This is a genomic window from Streptomyces sp. NPDC111656, from assembly GCF_055656965.1.
This window is the reverse complement of the sequence record NZ_JBVKCA010000011.1, coordinates 148,768-165,341: the sequence shown is the minus strand read 5'-3', so window position 1 is coordinate 165,341 and position 16,574 is coordinate 148,768. Positions and strand designations below refer to the sequence as shown.

Here is a 16,574-nt window from a genome sequence, read left to right as displayed (position 1 = left end):
AAGATGTAGCGCTGTGATCTATCCGGCGTACTCGAATGCTATGCGTGAAGGCGTGGGGCTCTGCAATGAAAAGTGCAAACGAGAACGTATCGGCGACAGTAACCGTGCCGACGTCGAAGAAGCCGCAGAATTTGCCCGGGCCAATGGCTTACTCCCGCTCGCTCCGTATACCGGCGCCGACGATCCGTGGCCATTGGAGTGTGCACGTTGCGGTTACGTAGGCAGCAAGACAACCTATAGCGTCATCAAGCAGCTCGGACACGTTTGTGCGGCGTGCGGCCGCGTTCGCACGGCTAACGCGCGACGCTTGCAAGCAGCCTCTGCCGTACAGAGCATGCTGGATGCCAAACTAAAGCCCGACGTCCCGTACCCGGGCCGTGTAAATGATCCTTGGCCCTGTACCTGCATGGTGTGCAAGGCGAAAATTCGTCCCGGTCCGCGCCTGAACGATATCCGTAACGGTGGTCAAGGCGGCTGCTCAACGTGTTCGGATACAAGCTTCAAGCAGGGGGAGCCGGCGCACATCTACCTCGTCGTCAACTACGAGATCCGCTTTCTCAAGTGGGGGAAGGCTAACGACGTGGTAAATCGTCTCCGGGAACACGCACGCCAGGGTTTCGGCCACGAGGTGGGTCGCTGGTCATTTGCACTCGGCGCCGAGGCGACGTTGGTCGAGACGGCGATCAAGGCCGAAGTCCGGGCGCTGGGTGCGTCCACCCAAGCCGATAAAGGACTCATGCGGTATAAGGGTCACACTGAGACCGCCAGCATGGACGAGGTCACCGTCGCTGAGGTCCTCGCCATCATTCAGCGACTGGTCAGCACCAATCCGGACCTGCCGATCCCTGCTGACGTCCTTGTAAGCGTCCCGCGCCCCAGGCTGACCGGAATGCCGTGCGTTCAGCGGTCCTCCGGCTCATCGAGCGGGTCCTCGGTCACCAACTCCGCCCAGTAGCCCTGGTCCTTTGGCGTGAAGACTCCACTCGCCTTTACCGTTGAGGCTGGCGCACGGCGTCCACAGCGGGGAAACCCGGTGCGGTGTCGACGAGTCGGCCAGCAGCGACGTCACGCCCCCGGGGACACCGAGCTTTGCTAGGGCCCAGTCGAGCGCGGCACCTTCGGCATCGCACATTCTGGCAATCAGGTTCGTCTGTTGAGGCAGAAGGATCCTTCGGGGGATCACGATCGTCTCGCGGACCCGGTCGAGGGGCAGTCCCCGTCGGAACCCCTGTGCGGCGGGGCGGAGCGTGTCCTGGTCCTGCGGGAGCGGCAGGCGTCGGCGGCCCGCGTTCGAGACGATGATCCCGGCGACGTGGACGTACTCGTCCAGGAGTGGCCCGAACAGTTCTGCGAGCGCGTCGGTCTTGGCAGCGAGCGACATCTCGGCGAACGGCATCGGGAGGTAGAAGAGGCCGCTATGGTCCTCCACCCAGATCCACGCGGTGCCTGCTCCTTGCGTCTTGGCGCATTTGCCCCGCACCTTGCCCAGGAGCCGCTTGCCCTGGTCGCTCTCTACGGTGTCCCCGGTCAGGGTGGTGCCCTGGGGAGCCGTTCCGGGGTGGACGGTCAGCCGCCTCCCGGCGCTGCTGAGGACATCGACTGCGGTCCCTGAGGCCGCGCACTGCTGGGCGGCCTCCTCGGTCCGCTTCTTCCACGTCTCGAAGTCGTTGCCGTTGAGGAGTTCGGGGAGGTCGCCTTCCCAGTAGAGGTTGCGGTCCCTGTCCAGGTTGAGGAGGTGAATTCGGCAGCTCTGGCGGAACTTCTCGTAGTCCTGGAGCTTCTGGTCCTCGGCGAATGTGACGACCTCGATGAAGACCGGGCCGACACGGACATCGCCGGGGCCGCCGCTGGCTTTCGTTGGCTCCAGCTCGACCGAGAGTCCGCGGGCCGCCCCCATGAGCGCGAGCCGTGCCTGCGTCTGGGTGTGTAGGAACCGGGATAGCGTGACGTCGCGGCGGGCATCTCGCTTGAGGGTGGCAAGGCCGGGCACCCCGGCTCCTTCCAGGTAGGCGTATGCGGCCCACCATCGGACCGCCTCCACCCACGCTCCCCGCTCGGCTCCGGTCATGATCTGGAGTACTGGTGCGGCCCGGCCCAGACCGACGAAGGTGTCGCTGGCCCTGCCCGAGGTGGGGGAGGGGGTCACGGCCTTGGGCAGCCAGCGGCTGTCGAAGAACGCGGTCAGGCCGGCCACCGCGCGCGCGGTCACTTGGTGACCCGCGGGGGAGAGATAGTCGGCGCCCTCCGGGCAACCGAACCACGCCTCCCAGTCGATCGCCCGGAGGCCCTGGTCGATCGCCAGCCATATCTCTTTGTCACGAGGGTGCATGCCCGTCAGCATGAAGGACTCGCAGACGAGAGCGGGGGGATTTTTAGCGAAGTGCGGCACCTTCTCCGAGGCCACCCCTGGATAAGTCCTTTGTCCGGTGCTCACACCAAGTGGACAGTGAAGGGGGGCGCAGGCGTTTCCACCGCGTCTCAACGCAGCATCCCTTCAGGTTTCCGCGTCCTGGCCCGTTGTCAGTGGTCGGTGCGACGATCACACCAGCAGCTGCCCCGTCCTAAGGCAACGCCGCCAAGCTCACGTGCCGGCTGGCGAGGCTTCCTTGCTCACTGTCGCCAAGACCACGCCTATCACCGCAAAGCAGGAGAATATGCGGCACATGATCTTGCCCTTTGTCGTACCAACTTCACCGGGAGAAAAGCGAGTTGAGCCGCCATCGACCACTAACTGCCGCGTATCTCAATGCGGGAGCCGGAGGACCGCTTACCGGCCTGAGCCGGGCCGGATATTCCCCCCAGTTCATTGTTGAACCTGACCCCTACGCGGCGCAGACGCTCTTGGCGGCTGGCCTCCCGGTATTCAGGGGAGACCTGCACACCACCCCGAAGGATCTAGGGCCCGCCGGGCTGCTGGACCTGCTGTACGCCCGGACCACGGAGAGCCTGGACGAGTCCCACGACAGCACACCCGTCATGCTGGAGTTCGCAAGCACGCTTCGCCCAAGGGCGTTCATCCTGGAGGCACGTACAGATGCCCTGACCGAGCGGTATGACCACTACCGTGGATGGGTGCGGAGCCTCCTGGCGACCCTGGGCTACCGAGTCCTTCACTGGGCGGCCTTCGACGGCCGTCAGTACGGGGCCGTAAGCCCTTGGGAGGGTTCCTTCCTCGTGGCGATGAGGGCGGACCAGCCTCGTTCCTTCATGCCGCCGGCTCCTACGTTGCAGAATCCCCCGACGCTGCTCTCGATCCTTGCCGAGTCCATGCAGCAGCGGTTCGCGCAGTCCCGCGACCAGCGGTACCCGCATGCCTGGAAGCGTTGGGCGACGATAGCCGCGAGCTCTTTCGCTCCTCGCCTCATCGATGTACTGGACGCAGGAGAAGACGCTGACGCCCTGTATCCGGACGACGTGTATGCCTGGCGTGCGTGCGGTATCGAGATCCGCGGTCTGGCGAGCGAGAAGAATCCGGAAGGGACACTGCTCGGTCCCGACGGGCCGTGCCTCACGTTGAACCAGGCTGCTCGCTTGCGAGACTTTCCCGCCGACTGGCACTTTGCAGGGGGCTCCCGGGAGATCTTCCGGCAGATCGTGGAGGCTACGCCCCCTGTCGTCCCGTATGCGCTGGGCCGTGCTCTCGCCGAGGCCCTAGGGGACGTCGACGCCGAGCCCCTCGGCGAGCCTCTTGCTGATGAACTGGCGCCGCCTGTAGTAGACCGGATGGCCGAAGTGGACGCGCTCCATTACGGCGACTTTGAGGGCTACATCGCCGAACTGCTGGAGCGGGACGGTTATCGCGTGGAGAAGGCTGGAGGCGGCGCCGGGGACGGCGGCATCGACATCCACGCCGTAGACCCGCTGGGCTACCCTGTGATCGTCCAGTGCAAGCACTTCCAGAACGCCAAGAGATCAGTGGGCTCACCTGCAGCCCGGAACCTGTTCGGCGCGGCGTCTGCCATGCACCCGATGCCCCGCGCTCTCCTCGTCACCAACGGCAAGTTCACTGTCGAGTGCATCAAATGGGCTCAAGAGGAGAAGCGCCTGATTCTCGTCACCAGAGAGCGACTGGAGCGGTGGGCGATCGACCGCCTCCCCCTTCATGAAGCGCTCTGCCTCTCCGACTGACCTCCCATCGGACCCGCTCCCGCGTTCCGGCCGAGAGACTCCGGGGAGCGGGCCTCACTTTTCTGACAGCAGCGCGAGATCGTCGGGACAACCCCTTCGACGGCGGCGCGCTTAAGGTGTGGGCGGTAGCTCACATGCCTCAGCGGTGCCGGGCCGGAGCGCCCCGCGAGGCGGCGCTTGCCGCCAGCTCAGCCGAGTCCGTTCACCCTCCAGTGAACAGTGCACTGGTGTTGGCCAGACATCTACGGCTGTGGCACTGCGCCGCTATCGCCTCTGCGTCGCTCTCGTCAGTGCTCGATCGCACTACCTGAGTGACAGAGCGGAGGTTCGTCTGGCTCCCACAAGTGTTGAGCTGATCTGCACCAGAGCCTGCCTGAGCTGGCCTGCAGCATCCATCTGATCCAAAGCCTTTTCAAGGCGCCTTGCAACTAGCCGGGCCGTGGCTTGAGAGGGGCCTGTCCTTTGGGAGGCCGACGGCAAGTGTTCTGCGTTGCCGCAGCGTCGACGTCTTCTGGGCCTGTCACCGGCGAAGCCCCTGGTCAGAGGCCTGTCATTGGTTTGGGAGGGCTTGTTGAGGCAGCTTTGGGGCTAGCGCTATTGGCTGCGTCGGCGAGCCTACTGCCGCATCGTGCTGCAGCGAGGGATACTGCCTGGTCAGAGGGGCTAGGACGTTTGACTCCAATAGGGATCCTCCCTTGCCAGCGAGCTAGACTTGCCCCTATCCTCAATCCACAACACGCGGGCAATCGATCGTCCAGCAGTGTTGGTGAGTCGAATGGGTTCCTTCCATTGCCCAGGCGACTCCGGTCTAGCTGTTGGCCGCCCGGGGCAAACGGATTGGTCCCAGCGGCTGGGCCTAAAACTGAAGATCAGCGCCTACCACAATCAAGCGGTAGGCGCTAGATCTGTTTGCCTGTGTCCTTTGTCACGCCTCGCAGGGTTGCGTCGCTGTCGGTGATCGCTCCAAGCTCGGCGTGATCGCGAGACCACTCACGCCCCGGGCGGCTCGTCGATCACGGTCCAAAAGGTTGAAAATGGAAGTAGCGTGACACGTTGAAGATCATCAAGGCGTTCCGCCGCAACAACGTCACGATCAGCTATGGCGGTCTCTGCCTGCTGATCGTCGCGGCGGGACTCGTCGAGTCTGTTGCGCCGGGGAGCGAGCTGGTCACCGCCAGCCGTCACTCCGTCCTCGTTGGTGCCATCGGTGGCCTGCTGCACCTGACGGCGCGCATGGCCAAGTGGGTGAGCCGGCGGTTCCTGGACAAGCTCATCGAGCGGGTCAAGGGTGAGGTCTCGGTACCTGTGGACGGCGGCAGCGGCCTCTGACAAGGCCGACGCGGACCGGGCTGGCGTCTCGCCGGTCCGGCCCGCGGCCGTTTCCGGTCTCCGACTCCTGCTACTGCACCAACATGCCTGTTGCACGCCTACCTCGCCCCATGGGGAGGATCTCGCCTGCTCAGCCGGAGAATCTCGGAGAGGTGAGCGGGAGTCGCCGTGCCGGCGAAACTGGCGGAAGAACCTACGGGGTGGACGGCGCCGCGCACCGGGGCGTCCTCGGGGCGGGCGGCGCCACCGTCGCGGTGCTGGCCTGCGGAGTCGACCGGCCCTATCCGCGCGGGCACACCGAGTTGATCACCAGGATCGCCGAACAGGGGCTGGTCGTGGGGGAGTTGCCGCCAGGCGACCATCCCACGCCGAGCAGATTCATCCTCAGGAACCGGGTCATCGCCGCGCTCACCCGGGGGACCGTGGTCGTCGAGGCCGCGTACCGCAGTGGCGCGCTGGTCACGGCGCGGGCGGCGCAGCGGCTGGGGCGGTTCGCGATGGGGGTGCCGGGCCCGGTCACCAGCGGGCTGTCGGCCGGGGTGCACGAGCTGCTGCGCGGCGAAGCGGTCCTGGTCACGGACGCCGCGGACGTCGCCGAACTGGTGGGCGGCATCGGCGAGCTGGCCCCGGACCGGCGTGGGCCCGTGCTGCCGCGTGACCTGCTGGATCCGGGTGCCGGACGTGTGCTGGCCGCGCTGCCGGCGCGCGGTCTGGCGGGAGCGGAGGACATCGCACGCGGGGCGGGGACCACCACGGACGACGCGGTCGGGAGGCTGTACGAACTCCGATCACTTGGTTTCGTCGAACGACACGGCGACGGCTGGAAGTTGACACGCCAGGCAATGATCTCGCTCCGCGATGATCGTCGCGGGTGCTGACCGAGCGTGTTCGGCCGTCCGGGCGAACGCCGACAGCCTTGGCAATTCCCGCAGTTGATGTCTCTCGGCGATCACGGAGGGCGACGAACATGCCCCCGAGGGACGCACAGCGGAACGTATCTGCGCACGACTGATCCGCTCCCCTTCGCGCACTGCGACGCTCCAGTCACGCTACGCTCACGTGGATTCCGACGCAGGACAGGCAACTCGACATCAGCGCGACAGCTCACCCAGGTACCCCCAGTTCACGGCAGAACGGCACAAGGCGACGAATGCCCCAGCACACCTCCGGGTCCGATCGGGCGGCGATCCCCCCAGCTGCCCGCGACGGCGGTAGCGTGCGCCCGCCCGCTCCCTCGACGCTCGACGAGTTGTGGCGGTCGTACAAGGCGACGGGGGACGAGCGGCTGCGCGAGCAGTTGATCCTGCACTACTCGCCGCTGGTGAAGTACGTTGCCGGGCGGGTGAGCGTGGGTCTGCCGGCCAATGTGGAGCAGGCCGACTTCGTCTCGTCGGGGGTGTTCGGGCTGATCGACGCGATCGAGAAGTTCGACATCGAGCGGGAGATCAAGTTCGAAACGTACGCGATCACGCGGATCCGGGGCGCGATGATCGACGAGTTGCGGGCGCTGGACTGGATCCCCCGGTCGGTGCGGCAGAAGGCGCGCAATGTGGAGCGTGCGTACGCGACGCTCGAGGCTCGGCTACGGCGCACGCCGTCGGAGGGTGAGGTGGCCTCCGAGATGGGGATCGGGGTGGAGGAACTCCACGCGGTCTTCAGCCAGTTGTCGCTGGCCAACGTGGTGGCGCTGGAGGAGCTGCTGCATGTCGGCGGCGAGGGCGGTGGCCGGCTGAGTCTGATGGACACGCTGGAGGACACCGCGGCGGACAACCCGGTGGAGGTCGCCGAGGACCGGGAGCTGCGGAGGTTTCTGGCACGGGCGATCAACACGCTGCCGGAGCGGGAGAAGACCGTGGTCACGCTCTACTACTACGAGGGCCTGACGCTCGCGGAGATCGGGAACGTGCTGGGAGTGACGGAGAGCCGGGTGAGCCAGATCCACACCAAGTCGGTGCTGCAGTTGCGCGCCAAGCTGGCGAGTTTCGGGCGCTGACCTCGAGCGGGGCAAGCTGCTGAATCGTCCCTGCCTGGTCACTCCCCCTCGCTGGCGCGTTCCTATCGGGTGGTGGGAGTGACTGCCGTCCGGGGCGGTCCGTCCGTAAAGTGGAGGGCGTGCCAAGGATTCGAGCGGCCTCCGTGGCCGAGCACCGGTCGATGCAGCGAGCCGCCCTGCTGGACGCGGCCCGGTCCCTGCTGTCCGAGGGCGGGACGGAGGCGCTGACCTTCCCGGCCCTCGCCGAGCGCACGGGGCTCGCGCGGTCCTCCGTGTACGAGTACTTCCGGTCCCGGGCGGCCGTGGTCGAAGAGCTGTGCGAGGTGGACTTTCCGGTCTGGGCCGCTGAGGTCTCGGCGGCGATGGCCGCGGCGGACGGGCCCGAGGGCAAGGTCGAGGCGTACGTTCGGCAGCAGTTGGCGTTGGTCGGGGACCGGCGGCACCGGGCTGTCGTGGCCATCTCCGCGAGTGAGCTCGATGCCGGGGCACGGGAGAAGATCCGCGCGGCGCACGGCGGGCTGGTGGCGATGATCGTCGACGCGCTGCGGCAGATGGGCCACGCCGAGCCCCGGCTGGCCGCGATGCTCCTGCAGGGCGTGGTCGACGCGGCGGTCCGGAGGATCGAGCTGGGGGCCGCGGAGGAGCCCGGCGCGATCACGGACGCCGCGGTGCGGATGGCACTACGGGGCGTACGCGGCTGAGCCCCTGCACACCGCTGCCCGGCGTCGGGGCAGACGGCGGGCCCGGCCCGGCCCCGCTTTGTGCGAAGGCGCCGCTCCCCCTTGCGGATGGAGTTGCCTCCCCTGCCGCGGATGGGCACGCCTCTCCTGGCCCCACCCATGTCCTGTCCTCACACGGGCCGGCCTGTGGACAGCGCTTCGGGCGTTCGTCGCACATGCCCACGCGGGGTTGAGTCCGCGCAAGCCGGGCAGTCGGGCCTGAGGCGTGGCCGCGGCCAGTGGTTCTCCCGTTTCTCACGGCTGCGCGCTCGTCACCGGGAGCAGGCGGGACGGATCCCTGTGCAGGAGCCAGGGTGGGAGCAGGGACAGGGGGTTCAAGTAGGTTCTGTCTCTTCGCAGGCCCCAGTGCAGGCAAGGCGTCGCGCAGTGGGCGTCGCCCGGTTCGAGCGTGCCCAGTACCTCGCCCGCGGTCACCTCGTCGCCCTGGTGCACCGTCGCCCGTACCGGGGTGAAGGTCGTGCGCAGGGGCGGAGCGCCCGTGCCCGTCAGTTCGACGGAGACCGCGCCACGCCCCGCGACCCGCCCCGCGAAGGAGACGCGGCCGGCCGCGACGGAGCGGACCGGGGTGTCCGGGGATGCCGCGAGGTCCACCCCGCGATGGCCGCGGGCGTACGGCGTCGCCGGCGGGTCCCAACCCCGCAGGACCGAGGGGCGCAGACCCACCGGCCAGAGACGGGCGAGCGGCACAACCGTCGTGTCGGGGGCCGGTGGACCGGCGGGGGACGGCGGCGCCGGACCGCTCGCCCGGGCCAGGGCTGAGGGGGGCAGCGCACCCAGCACGGTCGCGCCCAACACGGTCACCGTCATTCCCAACAGCAACCCCAGCCACGTGCGCACACATCGTTTCTCTCGCATGCGAGAACGGTCCCGCATCTGACGGATCATGGCCGGGATCTGTGGACCACCGGCCGGTTGTGGACAGCGGCGTCACCCTGCACCTTCCGGGTCCCGTACACTTCTCGTGGCGATCCGGGTCACCGGGTCGACTTCGCACGCCCCGACATCCGGCCATCAAAAGCCGGTGTCAGCGCCCCTCGGTCCCTCGTGGCAAGGCGCATCGCGGGCGTCAGGCGCGGGTGCCGTCCGGCACGCGCGGCACAACCGAGAACACCAAGGAGAACGGCCATGGCCGTCGTCACGATGCGGGAGCTGCTGGAAAGCGGCGTCCACTTCGGTCACCAGACCCGTCGCTGGAACCCGAAGATGAAGCGTTTCATCTTCACGGAGCGCAACGGCATCTACATCATCGACCTGCTCCAGTCGCTGTCGTACATCGACCGCGCCTACGAGTTCGTCAAGGAGACCGTCGCCCACGGCGGCACGGTCATGTTCGTCGGCACGAAGAAGCAGGCGCAGGAGGCCATCGCCGAGCAGGCCACCCGCGTCGGCATGCCCTACGTCAACCAGCGCTGGCTGGGCGGCATGCTCACCAACTTCTCCACCGTCTACAAGCGTCTGCAGCGCCTCAAGGAGCTCGAGCAGATCGACTTCGAGGACGTCGCCGCTTCCGGTCTGACCAAGAAGGAGCTTCTCGTGCTCTCGCGCGAGAAGGCCAAGCTGGAGAAGACCCTTGGTGGTATCCGCGAGATGCAGAAGGTGCCCAGCGCCGTCTGGATCGTGGACACCAAGAAGGAGCACATCGCGGTCGGTGAGGCCCGGAAGCTCAACATCCCGGTCGTCGCCATCCTCGACACCAACTGCGACCCCGACGAGGTCGACTACAAGATCCCGGGCAACGACGACGCGATCCGCTCCGTCACCCTGCTCACCCGCGTGATCGCCGACGCCGTCGCCGAGGGCCTCATCTCCCGTTCCGGTGCCGGCAAGGCCGAGGGTGACAAGGCCGCGGGCGAGCCGCTCGCCGCGTGGGAGCGCGACCTGCTCGAGGGCGAGAAGAAGGCCGACGACGCCGAGGTCCAGACCTCCGCCGAGACGGAGAAGGTCGCCGACGCCGAGCAGGCCGAGGTTGTCGCCGAGGCCGAGGCCGAGGCCGCTGTCGAGGCCCCGGCCGCCGAGGCCCCCGTCGCCGAGGCCCCGGCCGCGGACGCCGAGCAGGCCTGACCACTCACCCCTTCGGGTCACGAACGGCGGGGGCACACCGAGCCCCCGCCGTTCGGCCCGTAGATCTTCAGACTTCGAGAGAGATTCCAGGAATCATGGCGAACTACACCGCCGCCGACGTCAAGAAGCTCCGTGAGCTCACCGGCGCCGGCATGATGGACTGCAAGAAGGCGCTGGACGAGGCCGACGGCAACGTCGACAAGGCCGTCGAGGCGCTGCGCATCAAGGGCCAGAAGGGCGTCGCCAAGCGCGAAGGCCGCTCCGCCGAGAACGGCGCCGTGGTCTCCATCATCGCTGACGACAACACCTCCGGTGTCCTGGTCGAGCTGAAGTGCGAGACGGACTTCGTCGCCAAGGGTGAGAAGTTCCAGGCCGTCGCCGACGAGATCGCCCAGCACGTCGTCAAGACGTCGCCGGCCGACCTCGAGGCGCTGCTCGGCTCCGAGATCGTGCCCGGCAAGACGGTTCAGGCGTTCGTCGACGAGGCCAACGCCAACCTGGGCGAGAAGATCGTCCTGGACCGCTTCGCCCAGTTCTCCGGTGCCTACGTGACCGCGTACATGCACCGCACCATGCCCGACCTGCCCCCGCAGATCGGTGTCCTGGTCGAGCTGGACAAGGCCGACGCCGACCTCGCCAAGGGTGTCGCGCAGCACATCGCCGCCTTCGCGCCGAAGTACCTCTCCAAGGAGGACGTCCCGGCCGAGGTCGTCGAGTCCGAGCGCCGCGTCGCCGAGGAGACCACCCGCGCCGAGGGCAAGCCCGAGGCCGCCCTCCCGAAGATCGTCGAGGGTCGCGTCAACGGCTTCTTCAAGGAGGCCACCCTCCTCGGTCAGCCGTATGCGCTCGACAACAAGAAGTCCGTCCAGAAGGTCCTGGACGAGGCCGGTGTCACCCTGAAGCGCTTCGTGCGCATCAAGGTCGGCATCTGAGTCCGTACCGCGATCGACGCGCGACCCCTATAGGGTCGGCAGCAGTCGTCCGCGTACGCCGACACGCGCGCGTGCGTGACGGACGACAGCAGATCTGACGAGGAGGCCATTGCCGCGTATGGGAGACAACACCCCACCGGCAATGGCCTTCTTCGTATGTGCACCATGAGGAGATCTCCATGACCACCACCCAGGCCGACAAGGGCGAGAAGACCGACGACGGCAAAGGCGCGGGCCGCTTTCTGCTGAAGCTTTCCGGCGAGGCGTTCGCCGGAGGCGGCGGACTGGGCGTCGACCCCGACGTGGTGCACAAGATCGCCCGCGAGATCGCGGCCGTCGTGCGCGGCGGCGCCCAGGTCGCCGTCGTCATCGGCGGCGGCAACTTCTTCCGCGGCGCCGAGCTCCAGCAGCGCGGCATGGACCGGGCCCGGTCCGACTACATGGGCATGCTCGGCACGGTCATGAACTGCCTCGCCCTCCAGGACTTCCTGGAGAAGGAGGGTATCGACAGCCGCGTGCAGACCGCCATCACCATGGGCCAGGTCGCCGAGCCGTACATCCCGCTGCGCGCCGTACGGCACCTGGAGAAGGGCCGTGTGGTCATCTTCGGCGCCGGTATGGGCATGCCGTACTTCTCCACCGACACCACCGCCGCCCAGCGCGCCCTGGAGATCGACGCCGAGGCACTGCTGATGGGCAAGAACGGCGTGGACGGGGTCTACGACTCCGACCCCAAGACCAACCCCGAGGCCGTCAAGTTCGACTCGCTCGGGTACGGCGAGGTCATCACGCGCGACCTCAAGGTCGCCGACATGACCGCCATCACGCTGTGCCGCGACAACAAGCTGCCGATCCTGGTCTTCGAGCTCCTGGCGGAGGGCAATATCGCGCGGGCCGTCAAGGGTGAGAAGATCGGCACACTCGTGGGTGACCAAAGCGGCCGGTCCTGACCGGGACCGACCTCGGCCGGGGACAAGCCCGGGCCGAGGATGGACCCTGACCGGGGGATGGACAATGTCCTGCCGGTCCGGAACCGTGCAGGAATAAGACGCGACGCAGCCGGCCGCCACCCCGACGAGGAGCAGCTGCCGGGCCTACTCAAGACACGCAGGAGCAAGTGGTGATCGAAGAGACCCTCCTCGAGGCCGAGGAGAAGATGGAGAAGGCCGTCGTGGTCGCCAAGGAGGACTTCGCCGCGATCCGCACCGGCCGTGCGCACCCGGCGATGTTCAACAAGATCGTGGCCGACTACTACGGCGCGCTGACGCCGATCAACCAGCTGGCCTCGTTCTCGGTGCCGGAGCCGCGCATGGCCGTGGTGACCCCGTTCGACAAGAGCGCGATGCGCAACATCGAGCAGGCGATCCGCGACTCCGACCTGGGCGTCAACCCGAGCAACGACGGCAACATCATCCGAGTGGTGTTCCCCGAGCTGACCGAGGAGCGCCGCAAGGACTACATCAAGGTCGCCAAGACCAAGGGCGAGGACGCCAAGGTGTCCATCCGCTCGGTCCGCCGCAAGGCCAAGGACGCCATCGACAAGCTGATCAAGGATGGCGAGGTCGGCGAGGACGAGGGCCGCCGCGCGGAGAAGGAGCTCGACGACACCACGGCGAAGTACGTCGCTCAGGTGGACGAGCTCCTGAAGCACAAGGAAGCGGAGCTGCTCGAGGTCTGATGAACGACTCTTCCTGGGGGGCGCCGCCACAAGCCGGGTACTGGGGGCCGTCCGAGCAGGGGCCTGTCCAGGGGGCAGCCCCGGCGGGTCCCGCATACGATGCGCATAACGCGCAGCAGACTCGCCCCATGCCCATCGCGCCCGACGTACCCGCACACGGCGGAGACCAGGATGGCGACCGGGGGGCCGCTCGGCTGAGCGGCCCCCTGTTCCGCGACGACACCCCGTCGGCGGGATCCCTCGGGACCCCGTCGCAGAAGCCGCAGGAGCCCATGCCCAGCCCCGTCCCACAGCCCGCCCCCGCACCGCAGAAGAAGAGTGCGGGACGCGATCTGGGTGCCGCGATAGGGGTCGGCGTCGGGCTCGGTGCGGTGATCGTCGCGTCGTTGTTCGTCGTCAAGGCCGTGTTCGTCGGGGTCATAGCGGTCGCCGTGGTGGTGGGCCTGTGGGAGCTCACATCACGGCTCGAGGAGCGCAAGGGCATCAAGGCGCCGCTCGTCCCGCTCGCGGTGGGCGGTGCGGCGATGGTCGTCTCCGGCTACGTCCGGGGCGCCGAGGGCGCGTGGGTGGCGATGGCGCTCACCGCGCTGGCGGTCCTGGTCTGGCGGATGACGGAACCGCCCGAGGGCTATCTCAAGGACGTCACAGCGGGCGTCTTCGCGGCTTTCTACGTGCCGTTCCTGGCGACGTTCGTGGCCATGATGCTGACCGCCGACGACGGTCCGCGCCGCGTCCTGACGTTCCTGCTGCTGACGGTCGTCAGCGACACGGGCGCGTACGCGATCGGTTGGCGCTTCGGCAAGCACAAGCTGGCACCGCGCATCAGCCCCGGCAAGACCCGTGAGGGCCTCTTCGGAGCGGTCACCTTCGCGATGGTCGGGGGCGCGCTGTGCATGCAGTATCTGATCGAGGACGGCACGTGGTGGCAGGGGCTGATCCTGGGCTTCGCGGTCGCGGCCACCGCCACGCTCGGCGACCTCGGTGAGTCCATGATCAAGCGGGACCTGGGCATCAAGGACATGGGCACCCTGCTGCCGGGTCATGGCGGCATCATGGACCGGCTGGACTCGCTCCTGCCGACGGCGCCGGTGGTCTGGCTGCTGTTGGTGCTCTTCGTGGGATCCGGCTGACCTGCGCGCATGTCGTGAGGGGCTCGTCGTACACGGTGACGGCGGGCCCCTTTTCGTCGGGGGCCGACGGCTTCTCGCCGGGTGGCCGACGGCCCGGGGTCAGTGGTGACCCAGTCCACCACTGCCGAACGAGCCGCTGCCGCCGTCGTGCCAGCGCTCTCGCTTCTGCGACGCGCTCGTGCGGGTCGACATGTGGGTCAGCTCGTACGGGGTGAGAGCGTGCTGGCCCTTGGCCACCTTGGGTACCTCGGCGGGCTCCCGGACCTCCCGCATCTCGCGGACCGGCCCCCCCTGCGGCATGTGCGGCTGTTCCTCGGCGCGTGGCAGACGCGGTGCGCGGGTCCGCATACGGCAGCTCAGCCAGAAGCTGCCTCCCAGGAGTGTGATGAGTGCCACGGCGATCAAGAACAGCGCCAGGCTGATCAGACCGCTGGGCTCCGCCAAATACATCGATGCAGTACTCATATAAGGCAAATACCCTCAAATTACCCAACGAACCAGCCGCCCCGACCGGCCTGTGCCGCACTCCGACGGGCCGGCGGCTTCGAACCGGACCGCTGTCCTCGGCGGGATGTGGATCCGGTAGCAGGGTGGTGCCTCGCCCGGCTCGCGGCCCGGGTCACGCAATTCGATCTGCGACACTGGTATGGCCATGCCTAAGCCCGGAGAACTGATGTGATCCGGGCGCGAAGAAGCCCCCTACCAGCGAATTTGTCACCAGTAGGGGGCTGTCTTATGCCCGGTGGGCCGTCTGTGGGCCGTCAGGGTTCCTGGGCCGTGCCGAAGACACCATCCGGGGCACGGCGGGCACGCTCGCTGCTACTGGGCATCAGGTGGGCCAGCAATCGGTGGGCGAGCACCCAGGAGGTACTGCTATGAGTGTGACCCCAACCAACTCGCTGTCAATCACCCGCCCGCGAGACTGCGCTGCCGTTCTCGTCGTCATCGTGGTCATCTACGTCCCCGCCGCACAGGTTCAAGGCGTTCTGACCAACCTGATCGCGCTATCGGCAGTCCTCGTTCCGGCTCCGCGGTGAGTGCGGCATCGGCGAGGCAGCCCCAGACGGCCACGTGACCGCCAACTAGGCCCACCGGGTCCAACTCGGCGTTCCCGGCCTGGAAGGGCGGGAGACGGCCACGCGTGCCCCCGACGTGCCCGATCGAGCAGCAAAGGGCGGGGACCAACGGGGAACGTCGGCTAACCGCTCGGGAACGCCGAGGTCAGCGTCTCACCAGGTCAGCCCAGATCCCGTTACGCGATCTTCCAAACTGGTGCTCCAGGGCTGTCCTGGGGCTGCCGAGTTGACTGCGTCGCTAGCCCATCTCGGCTGCAGTGGTAGGCCGCGGGTGCGGCCATATTCCGGTGGCGGGCGGGGCACCACTCGGACATGATCGCGCGCATGGCCTCAACGGTGACGAACATAGCGATCGACTGTGCGAACGCCTACCAACTGGCGCGGTTCTGGAGCGATGTGACCGGACACTCGCTGGATCCCGAGGACGAACCGGGTGACGACGAGACCGAGATCATGCTGCCCGGCGGCCCGGCTTTGCACTTCAACGAGGTTCCAGAGCCGAAGTCGGCCAAGAACAGGCTTCATCTGTGTCTGCGCCCGGACACCTCGCGGGACGCAGAGGTTGAGCGGCTGCTGAGCCTGGGCGCCTCCCTGGTCGCCGATCACCGCAAACCCGACGGCTGGGGCTGGGTCGTTCTCGCCGACCCGGAGGGCAACGAGTTCTGCATATTGCTGGCCGAACCCGAGCGAGCCGCATTGTCCTCGTGACCTCAGGCCTTGCTCAATCCCAGCGTCAGCCCCGCGATAAGTGCCGCCGCGGTATCAGCCGGAGTCTTTGACGCCTTCGGACGCAGGACGTCGTAGAGGGCGAAGGAGGACTCTGGGCGGGCAAGTCGCACGTCGCATTGCAGCGCCCCCGCCCCTCTCCGTCGGCGTGCGCGAGCGACCGACCTCTTCCCAGGGCCCGCCTCCCTGCGGTTGACCGCGTTGGGAGGCGGGCGGTTACGGGCGGGAATGTGGGACAGCAGCCCGTACATCCCGGCGCCCTTCGATCAGTCGCCCGGCAGGCGGGTCGATCCCGTTCCGGCGAACGCCGGCGGGGGGCGCGGGCTGCTCCTCGTGCAGGAATGCGCGGACTCGTGGAGCGGCTGGGCGCTCGGCGACGACCTCCTGGAGCGGGGTGCCGGGAAGCTGCTGTGGCCCAAGTTGCTTCGGGACGAAGCAGTCCTTGTGCCACAGCCGTGCCACATCATGCGGTCAACCACGGTCAACGACGGTTCGCCGCAGTCGAGATGCACCGTTCACCCGGGCTGCCGCTACAGCCGGAACGACCTGGGGAACTGCGCCGCCGACCACGTCCGCCCTTACAAGGCGGCGGTTGACGAGTCTCCGGCGGACAGACTCAACGCTCCCAGGGGCGATCACGGCCACGTCCGCGGTCGCACGAATTTTCAAGATCAGGACGAGATGTGGACGGGGATCGAGTGCCCCGCTCATGCATCCCATAAAGGGCCTGGTCAAGCGGGATTTGAGAGCCCGATCTCGAGGGGACTGTAAATCTGCCGTC

Annotated in this window: 14 protein-coding genes and 1 pseudogene; 12 read left to right on the top strand and 3 right to left on the bottom strand. The window is 67.6% G+C overall.

The genetic code is table 11. The features are described 5' to 3' along the window. Positions 1 to 13 precede the first annotated feature (13 nt). A complete protein-coding gene (locus ACZ7M3_RS29910) occupies positions 14 to 955 on the top strand; it encodes a hypothetical protein (protein WP_472067101.1) in 942 nt (313 codons plus the stop codon). Here the strand turns inward: ACZ7M3_RS29910 and ACZ7M3_RS29905 are convergent. Next, entirely contained in the window at positions 917 to 2,329 is a 1,413-nt protein-coding gene (locus ACZ7M3_RS29905; RefSeq protein ID WP_472067099.1) for a hypothetical protein, read from the bottom strand. The two genes, ACZ7M3_RS29910 and ACZ7M3_RS29905, sit on opposite strands and share 39 nt — an antisense overlap. Positions 2,330 to 2,841: 512 nt before the next feature. Between ACZ7M3_RS29905 and ACZ7M3_RS29900 the strand changes: the two genes are divergently transcribed. The 5 genes and pseudogenes from ACZ7M3_RS29900 (at position 2,842) to ACZ7M3_RS29880 (ending at position 8,151) form a co-directional block, all read left to right on the top strand. Further along, positions 2,842 to 4,128 carry a restriction endonuclease gene (locus tag ACZ7M3_RS29900; protein WP_472067097.1) on the top strand — a complete coding sequence of 429 codons (1,287 nt, stop codon included), beginning with the start codon at positions 2,842 to 2,844 and terminating at the stop codon, positions 4,126 to 4,128. Between the two features lie 1,053 nt (positions 4,129 to 5,181). Continuing rightward, positions 5,182 to 5,457 carry a hypothetical protein gene (locus ACZ7M3_RS29895; RefSeq protein ID WP_472067095.1) on the top strand — a complete coding sequence of 92 codons (276 nt, stop codon included), beginning with the start codon at positions 5,182 to 5,184 and terminating at the stop codon, positions 5,455 to 5,457. A gap of 185 nt (positions 5,458 to 5,642) precedes the next feature. Further along, positions 5,643 to 6,335 (top strand): annotated as a pseudogene (locus ACZ7M3_RS29890) (DNA-processing protein DprA); the annotation flags it as partial. A gap of 272 nt (positions 6,336 to 6,607) precedes the next feature. Beyond that, on the top strand, positions 6,608 to 7,450 hold the full coding sequence (whiG, locus tag ACZ7M3_RS29885; RefSeq protein ID WP_067371119.1) for an RNA polymerase sigma factor WhiG: 843 nt from the start codon (positions 6,608 to 6,610) through the stop codon (positions 7,448 to 7,450). A gap of 143 nt (positions 7,451 to 7,593) precedes the next feature. Further along, a complete protein-coding gene (locus ACZ7M3_RS29880) occupies positions 7,594 to 8,151 on the top strand; it encodes a TetR/AcrR family transcriptional regulator (protein WP_351304507.1) in 558 nt (185 codons plus the stop codon). Between the two features lie 273 nt (positions 8,152 to 8,424). Here the strand turns inward: ACZ7M3_RS29880 and ACZ7M3_RS29875 are convergent, their stop codons facing one another. After that, positions 8,425 to 9,045, bottom strand: coding sequence for a M23 family metallopeptidase (locus ACZ7M3_RS29875; protein ID WP_472067093.1), 621 nt, complete (start codon positions 9,043 to 9,045; stop codon positions 8,425 to 8,427). Positions 9,046 to 9,315: 270 nt separating this feature from the next. Between ACZ7M3_RS29875 and rpsB the strand changes: the two genes are divergently transcribed. The 5 genes from rpsB (at position 9,316) to ACZ7M3_RS29850 (ending at position 13,991) form a co-directional block, all read left to right on the top strand. Next, entirely contained in the window at positions 9,316 to 10,251 is a 936-nt protein-coding gene (rpsB, locus tag ACZ7M3_RS29870) for a 30S ribosomal protein S2 (RefSeq protein WP_355302567.1), read from the top strand. A gap of 95 nt (positions 10,252 to 10,346) precedes the next feature. Continuing rightward, entirely contained in the window at positions 10,347 to 11,183 is an 837-nt protein-coding gene (gene tsf / locus ACZ7M3_RS29865; protein ID WP_450432259.1) for a translation elongation factor Ts, read from the top strand. A gap of 179 nt (positions 11,184 to 11,362) precedes the next feature. After that, the gene (gene pyrH / locus ACZ7M3_RS29860) at positions 11,363 to 12,133 is read left to right on the top strand and encodes a UMP kinase (protein ID WP_472067091.1); all 771 of its coding nucleotides are present in this window, start codon (positions 11,363 to 11,365) and stop codon (positions 12,131 to 12,133) included. Positions 12,134 to 12,303: 170 nt separating this feature from the next. Next, positions 12,304 to 12,861: a ribosome recycling factor gene (frr, locus tag ACZ7M3_RS29855; protein ID WP_054235439.1), complete on the top strand. Its 558-nt coding sequence runs from the start codon at positions 12,304 to 12,306 to the stop codon at positions 12,859 to 12,861. Beyond that, complete coding sequence (locus tag ACZ7M3_RS29850; RefSeq protein ID WP_472067089.1) at positions 12,861 to 13,991, top strand: phosphatidate cytidylyltransferase; 1,131 nt, start codon at positions 12,861 to 12,863, stop codon at positions 13,989 to 13,991. Before frr ends, ACZ7M3_RS29850 begins: the two co-directional genes overlap by 1 nt. A gap of 99 nt (positions 13,992 to 14,090) precedes the next feature. Here ACZ7M3_RS29850 and ACZ7M3_RS29845 read toward each other — a convergent pair whose 3' ends face one another. Continuing rightward, a complete protein-coding gene (locus tag ACZ7M3_RS29845; protein ID WP_351304390.1) occupies positions 14,091 to 14,456 on the bottom strand; it encodes a DUF6479 family protein in 366 nt (121 codons plus the stop codon). A gap of 935 nt (positions 14,457 to 15,391) precedes the next feature. Between ACZ7M3_RS29845 and ACZ7M3_RS29840 the strand changes: the two genes are divergently transcribed. Further along, positions 15,392 to 15,775, top strand: a complete 384-nt coding sequence (locus ACZ7M3_RS29840; RefSeq protein WP_472067087.1) for a VOC family protein — start codon at positions 15,392 to 15,394, stop codon at positions 15,773 to 15,775. The last annotated feature ends 799 nt before the right edge of the window (positions 15,776 to 16,574 follow it).